This window comes from uncultured Planococcus sp., from assembly GCF_947501725.1.
GTDB lineage: Bacteria > Bacillota > Bacilli > Bacillales_A > Planococcaceae > Planococcus > Planococcus donghaensis_C.
In genome coordinates, this window is record NZ_CANMXD010000001.1 from 20,492 (window position 1) to 37,491 (window position 17,000).

Consider the following 17,000-nt stretch of genomic DNA (forward strand, 5'->3'; position numbering starts at 1 on the left):
GTGCTTTATGATGCAGGATGCTTGTGCAGCCAGTCGATTCCGAATTCAACAAGTGGCTTCATTTCTACGAGGCGGGTCTGGGCTTGCCCTAAAAGACCTTCAGAAATAGTGCCGGGAAAAGCTTTGGCGATTTCGGGGAAGCGATCCGAATCCATTTCCACACAATCATAAGTCTGCCAAATACGTTTTCCATCCTTTAAGATCGCAGCTCCCTGCGGGGAAGTCGCACGGTTTTCCTGGACAAATTCAGCATAGTGAAGAGCCGTACACGAATCAAAGCCGACACCGATCAACAAGATCTTCACCTTGGCCTGCAGCATTTTTGCGAGCGGCGATTGTTTTCCGAAAGAATCCTCAATCGGCTGTTCACTCATCCAGTCAGCTGCCTGACTCCCCCAGGCGATAAAGGAGTGGGAAGGATGCGGGCTTCGGATGGTTAGTGGATGACGGTGAAAGCATTCTGCAATTTTGCCCATGCCCCGCAATCCGCTTAAGTATGGGTCAAAGGCAGGAAGCTGCTCACGAATCGGCTGATGCCAATTTTCGGGTACCGGTGGCTCCATCCAATACACAGGGTCTGAGTTGTCCACAGACTGGGCGGGCATGATTAAGGTGCCTGCTTCCGTAATGGTTTCCATTAAAGCTTCCACGACCGTTTGAGCGCCTCCAGCGATCCACCCCATGGACTTCAGCGAGGAGTGGACCATTACTGCGTCTCCAGCTTCGATGCCCAGTTGTTGTAGCTGTGGCTTTAGGGTCTCTTTTGACTGGAAATGAGGCGTGTTTAAAATATTCAATAACTCTGACATAAAGTATCCCTCCAATTTCACTATATTATAAAGGAAAGCCTGCAGATTTGGGAAACCATTGTCAGCAAGGCAATAGAGGAAGGAATGATCGAAATGGAAGCAAAGCCGATGAAAGAATCGAGAACAATCCAGACAAAGTTGGTGCTCCCACCGGACACCAATCATATGGATTCCATCTTTGGAGGAAAAGTATTAGCCTATATCGATGAAATTGCAGGAATTACAGCAATGAAGCATGCGCGTCGCCAAGTAGTGGTGACAGCATCAATCGATTCGGTGGATTTCCTGTCTTCAGCAAGAGTCGGAGATGTATTGGAACTTGAAGCGAATGTCACTTCAACTGGCCGGACGTCGATGGAAGTCTATGTTCGAGTCAAATCCAAGAACCTGCAAACAGGTGAAGAGAAGCTGACGACGGAATCATTTTTGACGATGGTGGCGATGGGAGACGACGGCAAGCCGACCCCGGTACCGCCCGTCCTTCCTGAATCACCGGGTGAAAAGCTTTTTTTCGAATCAGCACCTGCAAGACGTGAACACCGGAAAATGCGCGTGAAAACGCCAAGATAACAACAGAAGGTGCATGGATACTATTCCATGCACCTTTTGCAACGGCGATTATTAAATGGATGTTTCTGTGTTTGATTTCACGTTCGCTAGGGTGTTGCCGGGTTCACTGCTGATGACTGACATGCTGCCGTCCGTTTCGAGGACAACCGCCTTCACTTTTTCAGTAGAGCCGAAGCCGGTGTTGCGGATCGCCTGCAGGATTTCAATTTCTTTAATGCGTTCCTTTTTCATAGCGTTTCTCAGAAATTGTCCGTCTAAAAATAACAGCCGGGGTTCAGACTTGATGACGTTGTTGAACCATTGGGAATGAACGGCAAGAAGAGTGAACAAATACTGCATAAAAATTAATAATGTAAATGCAGTGAGCCCTTCAAGAAGACTGACATCTTTGCTTAATAAAATTGTGGCCAATGTCGAACCCAAGGCTACAGTTACAACCAAATCAAACGCATTTAATTTAGTCAGTGTGCGTTTGCCCGAAATCCGAAGGAAAATCACTAGTCCTACATAGGCCAAAAAGCCGACTGTAACGATTCGGATGAAGCTGTCTAAAGTGATTTCAAACATCTTATTCCTCCTTTTGCTTAAAAAATAATAAAATTATCCACATGTTGATAAGTTTTATTTATGCAAGAATATCAACAAAATTCAAACATCTTATCCACATAACACACACAAATGGAGTATTAAATGTGTATAAGAATGAATATGTGGTAATTTTTAAGTGTAAATCCAATTTTTCAGGAAGTTTTCCCTTACTATTCACCTTTCCCTTTGTAGTTATCAACAAACGCATCAGACGGAGATTAACTTTGAGTTGGATTTGTTTTTTTCGCAAAGGGAATAGTATGGATAATCTGATTTGAGTGAGGGGCGAATGAAAATGAAACTTTTCTTGAACTTGCTCCGTTATTTGGGTTTGGTGCTTTTTGCTGTAGGCGCCATTTTATCTGTACTGACATTGGCCAATTGGCTATTCGGTGTGACCGATGTTTCATGGCTCCAATTTTATTTTATCCGACTTTATTTATTTCTAGTGGTTTCAGGAATTCTGCTGTATATCCTCATCACCTTCCGCAGAAAAGACGACGAAAAAAAGGAGTAGCCGCGGCTACTCCTTTTTGTTGGTTCACCAGCTATTGTGGGATAAAAAACCAAAAGCTGAGTGAATCCTATTTTTTTGCCAGTAATTCTTCGAAATAAGCACTGAATTCTTTTGAACGCTTCAAAATCGTACTTGAAGAGACGCCGAATTTTTCGCTTAGGTCTTTTGCAGAAAGCATTGGGCCTTTAACCAGCTCATGATCCTGCAGGAATCTCCAATACCCGGCTACAAGAGCTTCGGGTTTTTGGACAGTTGGCTGCTGGCTGACAAGATAGCTGTTCAGGATGCTTGTGATGTTGCTGACTGTCTCTTCGTCGAAATCAGCCTGCTCGATATGCTTATCGAGTTCCGCCATAACAGAATCGTGTTCTGGAGAAAGCTGGATGCTTTCTTCTACGCTGCCAGTCGAATATTTAACGATTTGTTCAACAACCGCTAAGTAATTGTCGCGAAGGTAGCTTTCATCCTGTGAAGCATTTTCAGATGTGATTTGTGCTTTCAACTGCTCGAAGAACGGCTTGAACTCACCGACAACGGTCAAATAACCGTTTAGGAACAATACGCCATTATCGCCGACGCGGGAGTCCGGAAGAAGAATTGCAAGCAAGCCTTGTCCGTTTTCCATGTCAGTTGGCGGTTGATCAGCCATTTCAAGTGTCTCGCCTGTAAAGATATCTGTAAACTGAGCCGTTTCTGTATCGCCTTTGACATATTGTCCAAGGAATACTTTTACGTCGTTCCAGTTTTTCAGCACTTCTTTAGTTGAAGGGCGCTGGGAAAGGTCAATTTGTTTTGCCAAGAATTCTTCCCATAGCTCTGGTTTTTTCATGAACAGGAAATTCTCGATAACAAATGCCTGTGCATCGTTTTCAGCCATTGATTGCATTAAACGTGGCTGCCATGCCTGTTGAAGTTCACGGAATTCGGCAAGTTGCTCCTGATTCGGATTTTCCGAGAAGAACTGCTGGCGTACTTTGAACAGTTCCTCATTCACCAAATCATTAATGGAGACAGTTTGCTGTTTTCCGTGACATTTTTTGTATTTTTTGCCGCTGCCACATGGGCATGGATCATTTCTTCCTACCATTCATAATCACCTACATTTTTTATTGAGTGTAACATAAAATTGCGCCGCCCTCAAAAGTCTGACGATTCAGACGTCGATAGACCCTGGAAAATAAGCTCCAAACTTGATGATGGCGCTTGAAAAAATTAAAGCTTCTTTTAGCTTTTAAAGAGCCATTCCTGATTTTTGGCGGGATCTGTTGGATGTCAATTACCAAAAGTATGCATAAAGCTGAAGGCGTATTATAATAAAAAGTAAAAAGCATGGGCAGGAGGGGACAATGTGTATGGAGATCCGGTAAAAGAATCTGTTTCCTGGATGCGTGTAATCTTTTTGACGGTGCTTATTGTCCTCATGTCGAGGCATTTCCTGTTTGAGCCGGTAGCCGTTCATGGTGAATCAATGATGCCAACGTTTGAAGACGATGACAAAGTAATGCTGGTTAAGGTTTATACAATAGAAAATTTTGATATGATCGTTTTCACTGCGCCGACTGGAGTGAATTTCATCAAGCGTGTAATCGGTATTCCAGGTGATCGCATTTCCATGAAAGACGATCGGTTATATGTGAACGGCCGGGCTGTAGCTGAGCCTTATTTGGATAAGAACCGTAAATTGGCCGAACAGCAGGGCTTCTCTCGGTTAACCGAGGATTTCCAGGAATTCACTGTGCCTGCCGAATCCTATTATGTATTGGGAGATAACCGTTTAAACAGCATGGATTCAAGGGTTTTAGGGTTTATTTCTGAAGACTCCATCATTGGAGAAGTGAAAATCCGATTATCTCCTCTCGATCATATCGGGATTGTGAAATGATGGAGAATGCTTTATTGCTCCAAAAGCGAAAAAAGACAGCTGCCCGAAAAATGGGAAGCTGTCTTTTTGAGTTAGAAAAGGTTCAATTTTTCAATGCGGTTAATCGCTTCGGTGATACGGATTTCATCAACCAATAATCCGACGCGGACAAATCCTTCTCCGCCAGCACCGAACCCGCTGCCTGCAGCTACTGAAATATCCGCTTTTTCAAGTAGGAAATCAGCGAACTCGACACTGGTAAAGCCTTCTGGAACCGGCAGCCAGGCGAAAAATGAGCCTTGAGGCGCATCGATTTCCCAGCCGATGCGCGAACATTCCTTGACTAGGACATCGCGGCGTTTTTCGTAGAGATCCACTAAGTCATCCACACAGTGCTGATCAGCACTTAAAGCTTCGGCTGCAGCCAACTGGACGGCTGGAAACAGGCCAGCGAATAGATGATCCTGGATCAGGTTCAGGGCTTCGATCATTTTCGAATGTCCGACTGCAAATCCAATGCGCCAGCCGGCCATATTATACGTTTTAGATAAAGTATACATCTCGATGCCGACTTCTTTGGCCCCTTCGGATTGCAGGAAGCTCACCGGTTTCTTTCCTTCGAAACCAACTGCGCCATAAGCGAAATCATGGACGACGGCAATGCCGTTGTCTTTTGCAAAAGCGACAGTTTCATCAAAGAAAGCTTTATTCGCCACTGCGCCTGTTGGGTTGTTCGGGTAGTTCAAGTACATCAGCTTAGCTTGGGAGCGAACAGATTCAGGCACTTCACTATAATCCGGCAAATAGCCATTTTCAGGATTCAGCCGCATCAGCTCGTAGTCGATATCGGCGAGCGGAGCCCCGGACAGGTAATCCGGATAGCCAGGGTCCGGCAGCAGGAGGAGATCCTGTGGATTCAACAAGGCCAGCGGCAATTCGACAAGCCCGATTTTTGTTCCAGCCAGAATGGCTACTTCAAGGTCAGGGTCGATGTCCACGCCGTATTCGCGTTTGTAGAAATCCACTGCAGCCTGTCGCAGATCGGAAATGCCGCGAAAAGGGGAATACTTATGTGTTTTTGGATCAGCCACTGCGGTTTGCAGTGCCTTGATGATATGGTCGGGCGTCGGCTGGTCAGGATTGCCCTGGCCAAGGTTGATGACGTCGCGTCCTTCGGTGATGGCCTTACTCGTTTTAGCAACCAATGAAGCGAAAAATTGTGTAGGCAGGTTTTGCAGGCGATTTGAAAATTCCATATAATTCTCCTTGTTTTCGAAATAATTGCACATCTACCCCAAATCTTATAGAGTTGTAGGTAACTTGTCTAGTGGAGGAGAAACATATGAAAATTGCATGCGTTCAGATGGATATCGCTTTTGGAGAACCGGAACTGAATTATCAGCGGGTCATGGACTATTTGAAGGAAGCGGCCGAAGGTGGAGCGGAAACGATTGTCCTGCCCGAAATGTGGAATACGGGATACGCATTGACAGAGCTTGACACACTTGCAGACAGCACGAACCGGACCGTGGAGTTGCTGAAGAGTTTTGCGAAAGAATACAAGGTCAATATTGTCGGTGGATCTGTTTCGACGAAAAAGAACGGTGGTTTCTATAACACGATGTATGTCGTCGACAAAAACGGAGAGCTTATTTCGGAATATGATAAAGCACATCGCTTTTGCTTGATGGATGAGCATATCCATCTTGAAGAAGGAGATTCACTGGGCACATTCGAATTGGAAAATACCGTTTACGGGGGAGTCATCTGCTACGATATCCGTTTCCCTGAATGGATTCGCGCGCAGGCATTGAATGGCGCAAAACTAATTTTTGTATCAGCTGAATGGCCGGAGGCACGAATTGATCATTGGCGCATCCTGCTGCAGGCGCGAGCGATCGAGAACCAATGCTTTATTGTGGCAGTAAACCGCATCGGCAGCGATCCAAACAACGAGTTCGGGGGAAGCACGATGGCAATTGCTCCATGGGGAGAAGTCCGTCTCGACATGAAGAAAGACGAAGGTGTCGCTTACGTCGATATCGATTTGGATGAAGTGGAAGAAGTCCGGAATCGGATACCGGTTTTTGAAGACCGCCGCGATAAATTGTACGAAAAATTCAAAAAGTAGATTGACACTCGTAATTAATGCCTGTAACATAAAATTTAATCAAATAACGTAAACTTATCAAGAGAGACTGAGGGATAGGCCCTATGACGTCCGGCAACCCCCGATTGGGAAGGTGCCAAATCCAACAGAACATGCAAATGTTCTGGAAGATAAGTCGAGAAACTAAAATTTTCGATGTCTCTTTCTTGATGAAAGAGGCATCTTTTTATTGCCGGGAGGACGCTATGATACAGATCGAGAAATTGACGAAGACCTACACAACTAAGCATGGCACAGTCACCGGAGTAGACAATGTTTCATTGGATATCGGAAAAGGCGAGATTTTCGGAATCGTCGGCTATTCTGGTGCCGGAAAAAGCTCGCTGATCCGATGCATCAACCTGCTGGAACGGCCGACCTCTGGCAGTGTAACGGTAGATGGCAACGATTTAACCCAACTGAACGGAGATCAGCTGAGAAAAGCCCGGTTGAAAATCGGAATGATTTTCCAGCATTTTTATCTGATCAGCCAAAAGACGGTTTACGACAATATCGCTTTTGCGCTTCGGGCAGCAGGAACTCCTGCAAAAAACATTAAAACCCGGGTGGAAGAGCTGCTCGAAATGGTCGGTTTATCCGACAAGCGGGATGTTTATCCGGCACAATTGAGCGGCGGGCAAAAACAGCGCGTCGGCATCGCACGGGCACTTGCCAACAATCCGGCCGTACTGCTGTGCGATGAAGCTACATCCGCCCTTGACCCCAATACGACTTTATCCATTTTGCGTTTACTGAAAGACATCAACCGTAAATTGGATATCACGATTGTCCTCATCACGCATGAAATGAATGTCGTCAAGGAAATCTGTGACCGCATGGCCGTCATGCAAGGGGGACGCGTCATCGAAGAAGGTCAAGTATATGATATTTTTGCAGATCCACAAAAGGAATTGACCAAGGAATTCATATCCAGTGTCGTATCGTTCAATGTACCAGAGCATATTTTAAGCGAATTTACAGGCACGCTGGTGAAAGTACTGTTCAAAGGCGGCGTGGCAGGAGAAGGCGTGATTTCCGATATGCTGCAGAATTACCCGGTAAAAGGGAACTTTTTACACGGAGCGATCGAGTACATTCAGGAACAGCCTCTCGGTATTTTTATCATGGAGTTGAAAGGAACTTCTACTGCGGTTATGGACGCATTGAAGTATATGGAAAGCAGATCAGCAATTGTGGAGGTGATTCCGAATGGGCATTGAATGGGGACGGATTATCGAATTGTGGCCGGAAATACAGACGGCCTTCTTTCAAACATTGACGATGATCGGAATTTCTTTAGCTGTCGCGCTGATTGTTGGGCTGCCACTTGGAATCTTGTTATTCATTACAGACCGCGGGCTGTTTCTTGAAAATCGGCCGGTCAATGCGGTGATCGGCTTTATTGTCAACATCGTGCGTTCCATTCCATTCATCATTCTATTGGTGGCACTCATCCCGTTGACGAAATTGATCACAGGAACGACGATCGGTCCGATTGCGGCCAGTGTATCTTTATCGGTTGCCGCCATTCCATTTTTCGCACGGATTGTGGAAAACTCACTCCGTGAAATTGATAAAGGCGTCATCGAAGCAGCGATTGCAGTGGGTGCAACTCCATGGATGATCATTAAAGACGTTCTTTTGCCTGAAGCGAAAGCGAGCATTATCCAAGGTGTGACATTGACCATCATCAGCTTGGTCGCCTACTCGGCGATGGCTGGCGTGGTAGGTGGCGGAGGCATCGGAGATCTGGCCATCCGTTTCGGCTATTACCGGTACGACAACACCATCATGATCGTCACAGTCGTCATTTTGATTGTGCTGGTCCAATTGATTCAGCAGGCAGGAGATTATACAGCGAAAGCAATCGATAAACGATAAGGGGAGAATGACATGAAGAAATTAGGATTTATTTTAGCGGCGAGTGCATTAGTTCTAGCAGCATGCGGCGGCGGGGAAGAAAGCGACTCTGCAGGAACGACAGAAGAAGCTTCAAAGGAAATTAAATTAGGAGCTACTGCAGGTCCATACAGCGATATGCTGAGCAAGGCGATTGTGCCTGGTTTAGAGGAAAAAGGCTATACAGTGGAACTGGTCGAATTCAGCGATTACATTCAGCCGAACGTGGCACTTGATGGCGGAGATATCGATGCCAATCTGTTCCAGCATACGATTTACCTGGAAAACTTCGAACAAGAGAACGGTATGGACTTGTCTGCATTGATTACAGTGCCGACAGCGCCTATGGGCATCTATTCAAACCAATACGATTCCTTGGAAGCTGTGGAAGATGGAGCGACCATCGCAATTCCAAACGATCCGGTAAACGGGGCACGTGCACTTTTGATGCTTCAGGATGAAGGCTTGGTTGAACTGGATCCGGAAGCGGAAGTTCTGCAGGCTTCGGAAAGAGATGTCGTTACGAATACGAAAAATCTGGAGTTCCAGCCAATTGAAGCGGGCCAGTTGCCTCGTGCAGTGGACGGCTCTGATTTGGCAGCTGTACCTGGAAACTTTGCAATAGCTGCGGAGATGGATCTGCTTGACGCGTTGGCCCTTGAGAACATGCCTGACCAATACCGCAATGTTGTAGCGGTCAATGCTGAAAATGAAGACAGTGAATTGGCTGCTGACTTAGTGGAAATTGTGGAATCTGATGAATTTGAAGCTGTAATTGATGAAGAGTTTGAAGGTTTCGGCAAGCCGGAATGGATGGCTGAATAATATTTCCTAGACAGAAAGCCGCTCCCGAGAAAATCTGGAGCGGCTTTTGTCTATATAAGTTGAGTTTAAGAATTATATATTTAAAAAAGTTTTCACTATCAAATAATGCTTTCAGTAAACTGTCTTGACCATGTGGTGGAAAGGTTCGCCGATGATGGTCCATGGTTCGGAAATGGAATAGCCGAGGCGTTTATAGAGACGGATGGCACCTTCTTTGCCGATGTCGACGTTCAAAGAAAGTTTACCCCCTCCTTGAGAATGAACCAGTTCCTCTGCAAATTCGAATAGCTTGGAGCCGATGCCATGCCCCTGGCAGGCGGGATCGACTGAGACGGTATCGATATACCATTCGTCCAGGTGGGCTTCGGGTTCGATTGTCCGCTCGTGGCCTTCGCTTTTCAGTTGTTCAATCAAATAACGATCCAGGGTTTCAGCTTGATTGCCGTGATAAAGCACCAACGCGCCCGCAATCTCTCCATTCACAATAGCTGTATACGTATAGCGGTGACTGTGGCGAGTATGTTCACCGCGAATCATGTCTTCGACTTTTTTCAGTACAGCTTGCGGCTCTTTCTGCGCTGTCATATGGTCAGCGATTTCGCCGATTGCATTGATGATGAGGGGTGCTATTTTCCCTGCATCTTCTGGTTGCGCTTGTCGGATGCTGATATTCATCATGATCTACTCCTTTTGCTTGCATTAAGTCTGCATTGACTGAAATAATAGTATATCAATGAAAGAGCCCTTTAACACGAAGGAGGCGATACGATGGGAAATACCAAGCATGTCCTGACATACGGAGATGCATTTGTAGATTATATAGCGGCAACTGCCAGCAATGATTCATTCAACCGCCACCTCGGAGGCGCTACAGTGAATGTAGCTGCAGGCGTCAGCCGATTGGGTCTTCCTTCAGGATTCATCACCATCACAGGAGATGACGAAACCTCGGCTTTTGTACGGAACGAGCTGTTGAAGGAAGGGGTGGATTTGACACACGCCATACAGGTACCGGAAAAGCGGGTAAGCGGTGTGTATATTCATCTGACTCCTGAATTCGATCGCATATTCGCGGACTATGTCAATGAAACGCCAGACCTGCAAGTAAGGAGCCATGAACTTCGGAAGGAAGCTTTTGAAAAGGCAAGTATTTTTCATTTCTGCTCCGGTACTCTTTTCCATCCGGAAGCGAGAACCACAACCCGAAGAGCTCTTGAACTGTCAAAAGAGCATGACGTTTTGTGTTCATACGATGTCAATATTCGGCCGTTGCGCTGGGAAAGCGAAGAACATTGCCGTAAAACCGTACTCGATTTTCTCCCATTGGCGGACATCGTCAAGCTGACAACTGCCGAGCTTGCTTTTTTGATGGAAACGGACTCGCTTGAAGAAGGAGTTTCGCGCTTGGCCCGTCATGCGATCCCGCTGGTGTTTGTGACGGATGGTGAAAATGGCACCCATGCGGTTTTTCAAAATCAAATTCATCATATACCGGTTCTCCCCGTGCAGCCGGTGGACACTACAGGCGCGGGTGATGCCTTTATGGCTGGCGTCATCCGCCACGTCCATCTGCGGGGCTTGCCTGAAACAAAGCAGGAAGTCATTGCCTGTGCCGATTTCGGCAATAAGCTAGGAGCGCTTTGTGCGACAAAAGCAGGAGCTTTGACCGCGATGCCGCGTCTAGCGGAAATGGCGACAACCAGTAATCCAGGAGGAGAGATCTTATGACATTGCATAGTTTTCATTTGAAAGCGGATTGGCCAGGCCTCCGCAACGATGTAGGTGATATTGAAGTCGGCGGGCTAAAAACCAGGATTTCGATTCCGCCGGAAATGGAAGGGCCGGGAATCGGCACGAATCCCGATGAAATGCTGCTGGGTGCTGCAGCTACCTGCTATATCATTACGCTCGCTGCTATGATGGAGCGCAGCAAATTGGAAAAGCAATCCTTGACCATGGAATCGGAAGGCATTGTGGAAGTGGAGAAAGGTGTCATCACTTATAAGCGCATCATCCATAAACCACAAGTGGTCCTGAAAGCCGATGCTTCCGAAAAAGATTTGGCATTGGCACAGAAGCTGGCGGAAAAAGCCGAAAGCTCCTGCATGATTACACGTGCCATTAAAGGCAATGTAGAAATCGAATTGCAGGCGGATATCAGAACGGAAAACTGAATTGCTTCAAAAACCTTCATCCGATCACTAGAGGATGGAGGTTTTTTGGTTAAGTTGTTTCTAAAACGGACTTTTTCTTTGCACGAAATGTGATAGACTACAAATATTAAAAATTCAGTATTTTTAGGGGTATGGACTATGGGGAATTTATCGCTTCAAGCGAAAATAATTTTATTAAGTATGTCATTGATTTTATTCGTCACCATTATTTTTGGTGGAATTGTCATCTATAACGAAATTGGTGACACCAAAGAAAATGTTGGGACGCGCGCATTGGAAACCGCCATCGGCATCTCCCTCATGCCAAGTATCGTTGAAGCGATGGATGATGAAAATCCCGAAGCAACCATCCAACCCTTAGCTGAGTACATGAGAAAGCAAGTCGGGGCAGAATTTATCGTAGTCGGCAATCGTGCTGGAATTCGGTATTCCCACCCGAATCCTTCTCAAATCGGTCAGTTGATGGTAGGCGGCGACAATGACCGTGCGTTGGTAAATGCCGAATTCTACACATCTGAAGCCCGGGGCTCGCTGGGACCAAGCTTAAGGGGGAAAGCCCCGATTTTCGATGGCACCGGAAATGTGGTGGGATTGGTTTCGGTTGGCTATTTGATGGAAGATATCCAACAGATCATTATTGGAAAAACTCTGGAACTGCTGCAGTTTGTATTGCTGGCTTTGGCGATCGGGATTATCGGCAGCATCCTGCTGGCAAAGAACATCAGAAAAGACACGATGGGACTTGAACCGCGTGAAATAGCGGCAATGTACCGGGACCGTGAAGCTTTGCTTTCTTCAATTGTAGAAGGCGTGATTGCCATTGATAATCAAGGGAAAATCACAGAAATCAATCAATCTGCAGAAAGAATGCTGGGGCTTACGCAAGCTTCGATCAATTCCGATATTACCGAAGCTATCCCTCAGTCAAAGATGAAGGAAGCTCTGCAATCCGGAAGGACGATCCGCAACGAGGAAATGCTGATTGGAGATAAGCTCCTTATCATCAACCGGACACAAATAACACATGAAGGGCAAATCGTTGGTGTGGTCTCAACTTTCCGAGAAAAAACGGATATTCAGGAGGTATTGGAGACTTTGTCGGAGATTCAACAGTATTCAGAAGGGCTGCGGGCCCAGACGCATGAATATTCCAATAAGCTGTATGCCATCTCAGGATTGCTGCAGCTCGGACAAAAAGAGGAAGCCATCAATTTGATTCAGCAGGAAACACAAATCCACAAGAATCAAACGAAGCATATGCTGGATCATATCCAAGACAAAAAAATACAGGCCATCCTGCTTGGCAAGATAGGAAAGGCATCTGAAAATAAAGTCAAGCTGATCATTGATGAAAACAGTTCGTTGGAGGCACTCCCGGAACATTTTGATATTGCCAAGCTTATTCATATTCTGGGGAATCTGATTGATAATGCAATTGAAGAAGTTGCGCATCAGGCTATCAGAGAGGTGTCTTTTTTCGTCACTGACCTTGGCCATGATTTGGTGATTGAAGTGGAAGATACAGGACGCGGCATACAGACTGAACATATGGAGGAATTATTCAAACTGGGTTTTTCAACAAAGCTTGGAAGAAAAGACAGAGGTTATGGACTGGCCATCGTTAAGCAGGCCGTCGAGGAATTGAAAGGGTCAATAGAAGTTGATTCGGAGTTAACGCGGGGCACTGTTTTCACCGTCTTTTTACCAAAATAGGAAAGTGGGAGAAATGAATGATACACGTCTATATTGCTGAAGATGATTTTCGGGTGGCGAACATCCATGAACAATTTTTGCGGCAAATCCCCGAAGTGAATTTACTTGGGAAAGCGGGCAATTGCGAAGAAACCTTAAAGGCTGTAAAAGAACATGCAATTGATTTGGTCATTTTAGATAATTATATGCCGGATGGCCTCGGCATCGATTTGATTGATGATATCCGCTCAGTGAGCCCTCAAACCGACATCATCCTGGTGTCCGCTGAAAATGATAAGGGGTATGTTGAAACGGCTATCCGCAAAGGTGTAAAAGGCATCATCATCAAACCGGCTACCTTGGAAAGGTTCGTTTCCACAATCATTAAATACATGGAAAACAAAAAGACGCTCCAAAACACCAGCAGCATCGACCAAAGTTTTCTGGATGGTTTTTTTGGTGTCGAACTTGCTCCGAAACCGGCGATAGGTGCCAAGGGAATCGATCCTTTGACCCTAGAGAAGGTGAGGGACGTGTTGACAGAGCAATCCTCCGGCATCACTGCTGAAAAAATGGGGGAGCAGATGGGCGCTTCACGAACCACGGCCCGCCGGTATTTGGAACATCTCGTAGCCATTGATGAATGCTTTGCTGAACTGGCCTATGGAATTGTCGGAAGGCCCGAACGGCATTATTATAGGAAAAAAGACTGATAGTACTCATCAGTCTTTTTTTTGTGAACTTTATGAACATAAAAAATTCTAAACTCTTTATAAACCTTATTTTGCAAACGGTTACATTCTGAAAATTCGCAGTTATACTCAGTTTAATTGAAAAACAAGAGGAGGAAGTCAAATGAAAAAAACGATACTTACAACCATTTTAGCCGGCAGTGCTTTGGTATTTGCAGGGTGTAACTCAGAAGAATCCACTAACGGGGACATTGGAGAGGGTGGAGCATTCGAACCCACACAAAATATCGAAATGGTGGCACCCGCTGGAGCTGGCGGCGGCTGGGATACAACAGCACGTGAAGTGGCACGGGTCTTTGGGGAAACAGGGATCATTGAAGAAAACATGACAGTAGTGAATAAAGAAGGTGGCGGAGGCGCGATTGCGTGGTCTTACATTCATGGACAAGACGACAGCCCGTACAATTTGTTCGTGGCATCTCCTCCATTGATGTTCGTTCCTTTAAATGGACAGTCCGAAGTTGGCCATGAAGATTTCACACCTTTAGCCAATATGATTGCAGATTACGGTGCCTTTGCAGTAAGTGCAGACAGCGAATGGGACGACCTGAATGCCATGTTCGACCAGATGAAAGAAGATCCTGAAAGTGTGACGGTCGTTGGGACATCAGCACCGGGAAGCATGGATCACATGCAGTTCGTCCGCATCGCTAAAGCGGCTGGAGTCGATCCGACTCAAATCAAATACGTATCCGATCAGGATGGCGGTGCATTAACTTCAGTACTGAACGGCTCAGTGGATGTATTTTCTACAGGTGTGGGTGAAGTGGTAGAACAAGTGCGTGCCGGAAACATCAAAATCCTCGGTATAACAGCTGAAGAGCGTTTGGAAGGTGAAATTCTTTCAGATTTCCCTACAGCTATTGAACAAGGGATCGATGAAAGTTTCATCAACTGGCGCGGATTCTTTGGACCACCGAACATGGACCCGGCGGCCGTAGAATTTTATGAAGCGAAATTCCAGGAATTGAGTGAATCTGAAGAGTTTGCTGAAGTACGTGAGAAGTATGGATGGAACGAAATGTACTTGAATTCGGAAGAATATGAAGAATTTCTGAATACAGAATATCAAGAGATCGAAAAATTGTTAGAAGAAATTGGTTTAGGAAACTAAAAGAAGCAGAAGCCGAATAGCGACTATTCGGTTTCTCTCTTTTCAGTCTGAAGGAGGCGTTCCACATGCTGTCGACAATCAATCAACGAATTGGCCTTATACTATTCATCATCGCGGCCGTTTACTTGTTCTTAAGTTTTCAATTGCCTAATTATCCGTATGCTCCTGTAGATGCAGACGTTATACCCAAAGGCCTCGGCGTGTTGATGCTCATCTTGTCTGCGGCGCTGTTTTTTTCTAAAGCCATCGAAACGGAAGCGGAAAAAGAGAAACGCAATATCCCTAAAAAAGAGTTATTGGTGTTGTTGGCTGTTTTCGCAATGATTTTTCTTTACATTTTATTATTCGAAGCGGTTGGATTCATCATCATGACGGCTGTATTCATTTTCTTCAGCTCTTGGTTTTTAGGATATACCAAATGGAAAACGAATATCATCGTTTCAATTTTATTCCCTTTAGGCATGTACGCGATTTTTGTTTTCGCGTTGGGAATCTCGCTGCCTAAAGGCATTTTACCAATATAGGGGGTGTGGATTTTATGAATGCTTTTGATGGAATGATAACAGGTTTCCAGGTCGCTTTAAGCTGGGAAGGCATCTTGTTTGTTTTAATCGGTGTCATTGTAGGTACACTGATCGGGATGATGCCTGGGTTGGGGCCGATCAGCGCCATCGCGATTATGATCCCCATCACGTATGGAATGGATCCGGCACCGGCATTGGTGATGATGGCTGGTGTCTATTATGGAGCGGTATTCGGTGGATCGACTTCTTCGATCCTGTTGAATGCTCCGGGGATATCAGGAACCGTGGCGACTGCTTTTGATGGTTATCCAATGGCACAGCAAGGCAAGGCCGGAAAAGCGTTGGCTATCGCGGCAATCGCTTCGTTCTTTGGCGGGACCGTATCGGTCATCATGCTGATGCTGTTGGCACCCGCTCTATCAAGTGTAGCCATCTCCTTTGGACCGCCTGCCTATTTTGCCTTAATGCTGATGGGGCTGACGGCTATCTCGAGTTTATCTGAAGGTTCTACTATAAAAGCGATGATTTCTGCTGTAGCCGGTGTGATGGTCGTGACGATAGGAATCGATCCACAAACCGGTACACAGCGATTCACTTTCGGAAATGTAAACTTGTTTGATGGGTTCGACTTTTTGATTATTGCACTTGGCTTGTTCGCCATCGCAGAAGTCTGCATGCTGGTCCTCAACCGGAAAAACCGCAGTTTGAGCGATGATCAGAAGCTTGGAAGTCTGAAAGTGTCCCGTGCAGACTTGAAAGAGATGAGCGGTCCGATGACGCGCCAATCATTTGTTGGGTTCATCCTGGGTGTGCTGCCTGGGGCAGGTGCAACAATCGCCTCATTCATCAGTTATATTTTCGAAAAACGCATTTCGAAAAACCCGGAGGAATTCGGGAAAGGGTCCATCAAAGGGTTAGCTGCTCCGGAAAGTTCCAATAATGCAGCCACAAGTGGTGCGTTTGTGCCGTTGCTGAGTCTTGGTATTCCAGGTTCAGGAACGACAGCAGTTATGTTGGGCGCATTTTTGGTATTGGGCGTTCAGCCGGGTCCGCTTTTGATGACGGATCGACCTGAAATCTTCTGGGGAATTATCGCAAGTATGTACTTAGGGAATATTTTTCTGTTGATCTTGAACTTGCCTCTTATTCCTTACCTGGCTAAAATTTTGAGCATTCCGAGACCGTTATTGATTTCACTGGTCATCATGTTCAGTTTGATCGGCGTCTACTCAATCAGCTTTAATGTGTTTGATCTTTATATGCTCCTTGTTTTTGGTGCCTTGGGATTTGCGATGCGGGTCTTTTCTTTCCCTGCTCCGCCATTTATCCTGGCATTCATCCTGGGTGGCATGATGGAACAGGCATTCAGACAGTCGATGACGATTTCAAATGGCAGTTTAGCGATTTTTGTCAACAGTCCACTGCCTTTGTCTTTGATCCTCGTCGCCTTCTTGTCGCTTGTGATACCGGGTCTTCTTAAGTGGAGAAGCCGACGCAAGCTGGCTAAAATGTAAGGGAGGGAATCA

Annotated in this window: 19 protein-coding genes and 1 riboswitch; of the genes, 14 read left to right on the forward strand and 5 right to left on the reverse strand. The window is 45.9% G+C overall.

The window, feature by feature from the left end; translation table 11 throughout:
• Window positions 1–5 precede the first annotated feature (5 nt).
• Window positions 6–809, reverse strand: a complete 804-nt coding sequence (locus Q0785_RS00125) for an AAC(3) family N-acetyltransferase (protein WP_298823579.1) — start codon at window positions 807–809, stop codon at window positions 6–8.
• Window positions 810–902: 93 nt separating this feature from the next.
• Between Q0785_RS00125 and Q0785_RS00130 the strand changes: the two genes are divergently transcribed.
• Window positions 903–1,379: an acyl-CoA thioesterase gene (locus tag Q0785_RS00130; protein WP_146555763.1), complete on the forward strand. Its 477-nt coding sequence runs from the start codon at window positions 903–905 to the stop codon at window positions 1,377–1,379.
• A gap of 51 nt (window positions 1,380–1,430) precedes the next feature.
• Here Q0785_RS00130 and Q0785_RS00135 read toward each other — a convergent pair whose 3' ends face one another.
• A complete protein-coding gene (locus Q0785_RS00135) occupies window positions 1,431–1,946 on the reverse strand; it encodes a YetF domain-containing protein (protein ID WP_298823581.1) in 516 nt (171 codons plus the stop codon).
• Between the two features lie 316 nt (window positions 1,947–2,262).
• On the opposite strand from Q0785_RS00135, the gene Q0785_RS00140 reads away from it, so the two are divergent.
• Entirely contained in the window at window positions 2,263–2,484 is a 222-nt protein-coding gene (locus Q0785_RS00140; protein ID WP_298823583.1) for a hypothetical protein, read from the forward strand.
• A gap of 67 nt (window positions 2,485–2,551) precedes the next feature.
• On the opposite strand, the gene Q0785_RS00145 is transcribed toward Q0785_RS00140, so the two are convergent.
• Window positions 2,552–3,571, reverse strand: a complete 1,020-nt coding sequence (locus tag Q0785_RS00145; protein ID WP_298823585.1) for an SEC-C metal-binding domain-containing protein — start codon at window positions 3,569–3,571, stop codon at window positions 2,552–2,554.
• A 261-nt stretch (window positions 3,572–3,832) separates the two neighbouring features.
• Here Q0785_RS00145 and lepB point away from each other — a divergent pair, with 261 nt between their 5' ends.
• Complete coding sequence (gene lepB, locus Q0785_RS00150; RefSeq protein ID WP_298823589.1) at window positions 3,833–4,366, forward strand: signal peptidase I; 534 nt, start codon at window positions 3,833–3,835, stop codon at window positions 4,364–4,366.
• A 71-nt stretch (window positions 4,367–4,437) separates the two neighbouring features.
• Here lepB and Q0785_RS00155 read toward each other — a convergent pair whose 3' ends face one another.
• Entirely contained in the window at window positions 4,438–5,601 is a 1,164-nt protein-coding gene (locus tag Q0785_RS00155) for a pyridoxal phosphate-dependent aminotransferase (RefSeq protein WP_298823591.1), read from the reverse strand.
• A gap of 86 nt (window positions 5,602–5,687) precedes the next feature.
• On the opposite strand from Q0785_RS00155, the gene Q0785_RS00160 reads away from it, so the two are divergent.
• The 4 genes from Q0785_RS00160 to Q0785_RS00175 all read left to right on the forward strand — a co-directional run bounded on the left by Q0785_RS00160 (window position 5,688) and on the right by Q0785_RS00175 (window position 9,218).
• Window positions 5,688–6,476, forward strand: coding sequence for a carbon-nitrogen family hydrolase (locus Q0785_RS00160; protein ID WP_298823593.1), 789 nt, complete (start codon window positions 5,688–5,690; stop codon window positions 6,474–6,476).
• Between the two features lie 51 nt (window positions 6,477–6,527).
• Window positions 6,528–6,632, forward strand: a riboswitch (SAM riboswitch).
• Between the two features lie 68 nt (window positions 6,633–6,700).
• On the forward strand, window positions 6,701–7,714 hold the full coding sequence (locus Q0785_RS00165; protein WP_298823595.1) for a methionine ABC transporter ATP-binding protein: 1,014 nt from the start codon (window positions 6,701–6,703) through the stop codon (window positions 7,712–7,714).
• Window positions 7,704–8,375: a methionine ABC transporter permease gene (locus Q0785_RS00170; RefSeq protein WP_223640644.1), complete on the forward strand. Its 672-nt coding sequence runs from the start codon at window positions 7,704–7,706 to the stop codon at window positions 8,373–8,375. Before Q0785_RS00165 ends, Q0785_RS00170 begins: the two co-directional genes overlap by 11 nt.
• 12 nt (window positions 8,376–8,387) lie before the next feature.
• Window positions 8,388–9,218 carry a MetQ/NlpA family ABC transporter substrate-binding protein gene (locus Q0785_RS00175; protein WP_298823599.1) on the forward strand — a complete coding sequence of 277 codons (831 nt, stop codon included), beginning with the start codon at window positions 8,388–8,390 and terminating at the stop codon, window positions 9,216–9,218.
• A 111-nt stretch (window positions 9,219–9,329) separates the two neighbouring features.
• On the opposite strand, the gene Q0785_RS00180 is transcribed toward Q0785_RS00175, so the two are convergent.
• A complete protein-coding gene (locus Q0785_RS00180) occupies window positions 9,330–9,893 on the reverse strand; it encodes a GNAT family N-acetyltransferase (RefSeq protein WP_298823601.1) in 564 nt (187 codons plus the stop codon).
• 93 nt (window positions 9,894–9,986) lie between these two features.
• On the opposite strand from Q0785_RS00180, the gene Q0785_RS00185 reads away from it, so the two are divergent.
• From Q0785_RS00185 to Q0785_RS00215, 7 genes are all read left to right on the forward strand, one after another.
• On the forward strand, window positions 9,987–10,946 hold the full coding sequence (locus Q0785_RS00185; RefSeq protein WP_298823603.1) for a carbohydrate kinase: 960 nt from the start codon (window positions 9,987–9,989) through the stop codon (window positions 10,944–10,946).
• Window positions 10,943–11,392 carry an OsmC family protein gene (locus Q0785_RS00190; RefSeq protein ID WP_298823605.1) on the forward strand — a complete coding sequence of 150 codons (450 nt, stop codon included), beginning with the start codon at window positions 10,943–10,945 and terminating at the stop codon, window positions 11,390–11,392. Before Q0785_RS00185 ends, Q0785_RS00190 begins: the two co-directional genes overlap by 4 nt.
• Before the next feature lie 138 nt (window positions 11,393–11,530).
• Window positions 11,531–13,105 (forward strand): sensor histidine kinase, encoded by a 1,575-nt coding sequence (locus Q0785_RS00195; protein ID WP_298823607.1) that lies wholly within the window; start codon window positions 11,531–11,533, stop codon window positions 13,103–13,105.
• Between the two features lie 17 nt (window positions 13,106–13,122).
• Window positions 13,123–13,797, forward strand: a complete 675-nt coding sequence (locus tag Q0785_RS00200; protein ID WP_298823610.1) for a response regulator — start codon at window positions 13,123–13,125, stop codon at window positions 13,795–13,797.
• A 142-nt stretch (window positions 13,798–13,939) separates the two neighbouring features.
• Window positions 13,940–14,950, forward strand: a complete 1,011-nt coding sequence (locus Q0785_RS00205) for a tripartite tricarboxylate transporter substrate-binding protein (RefSeq protein WP_298823612.1) — start codon at window positions 13,940–13,942, stop codon at window positions 14,948–14,950.
• A 65-nt stretch (window positions 14,951–15,015) separates the two neighbouring features.
• Window positions 15,016–15,474 (forward strand): tripartite tricarboxylate transporter TctB family protein, encoded by a 459-nt coding sequence (locus Q0785_RS00210; protein ID WP_298823615.1) that lies wholly within the window; start codon window positions 15,016–15,018, stop codon window positions 15,472–15,474.
• A 14-nt stretch (window positions 15,475–15,488) separates the two neighbouring features.
• Window positions 15,489–16,988: a tripartite tricarboxylate transporter permease gene (locus tag Q0785_RS00215; protein WP_298823617.1), complete on the forward strand. Its 1,500-nt coding sequence runs from the start codon at window positions 15,489–15,491 to the stop codon at window positions 16,986–16,988.
• Window positions 16,989–17,000: the final 12 nt, after the last annotated feature.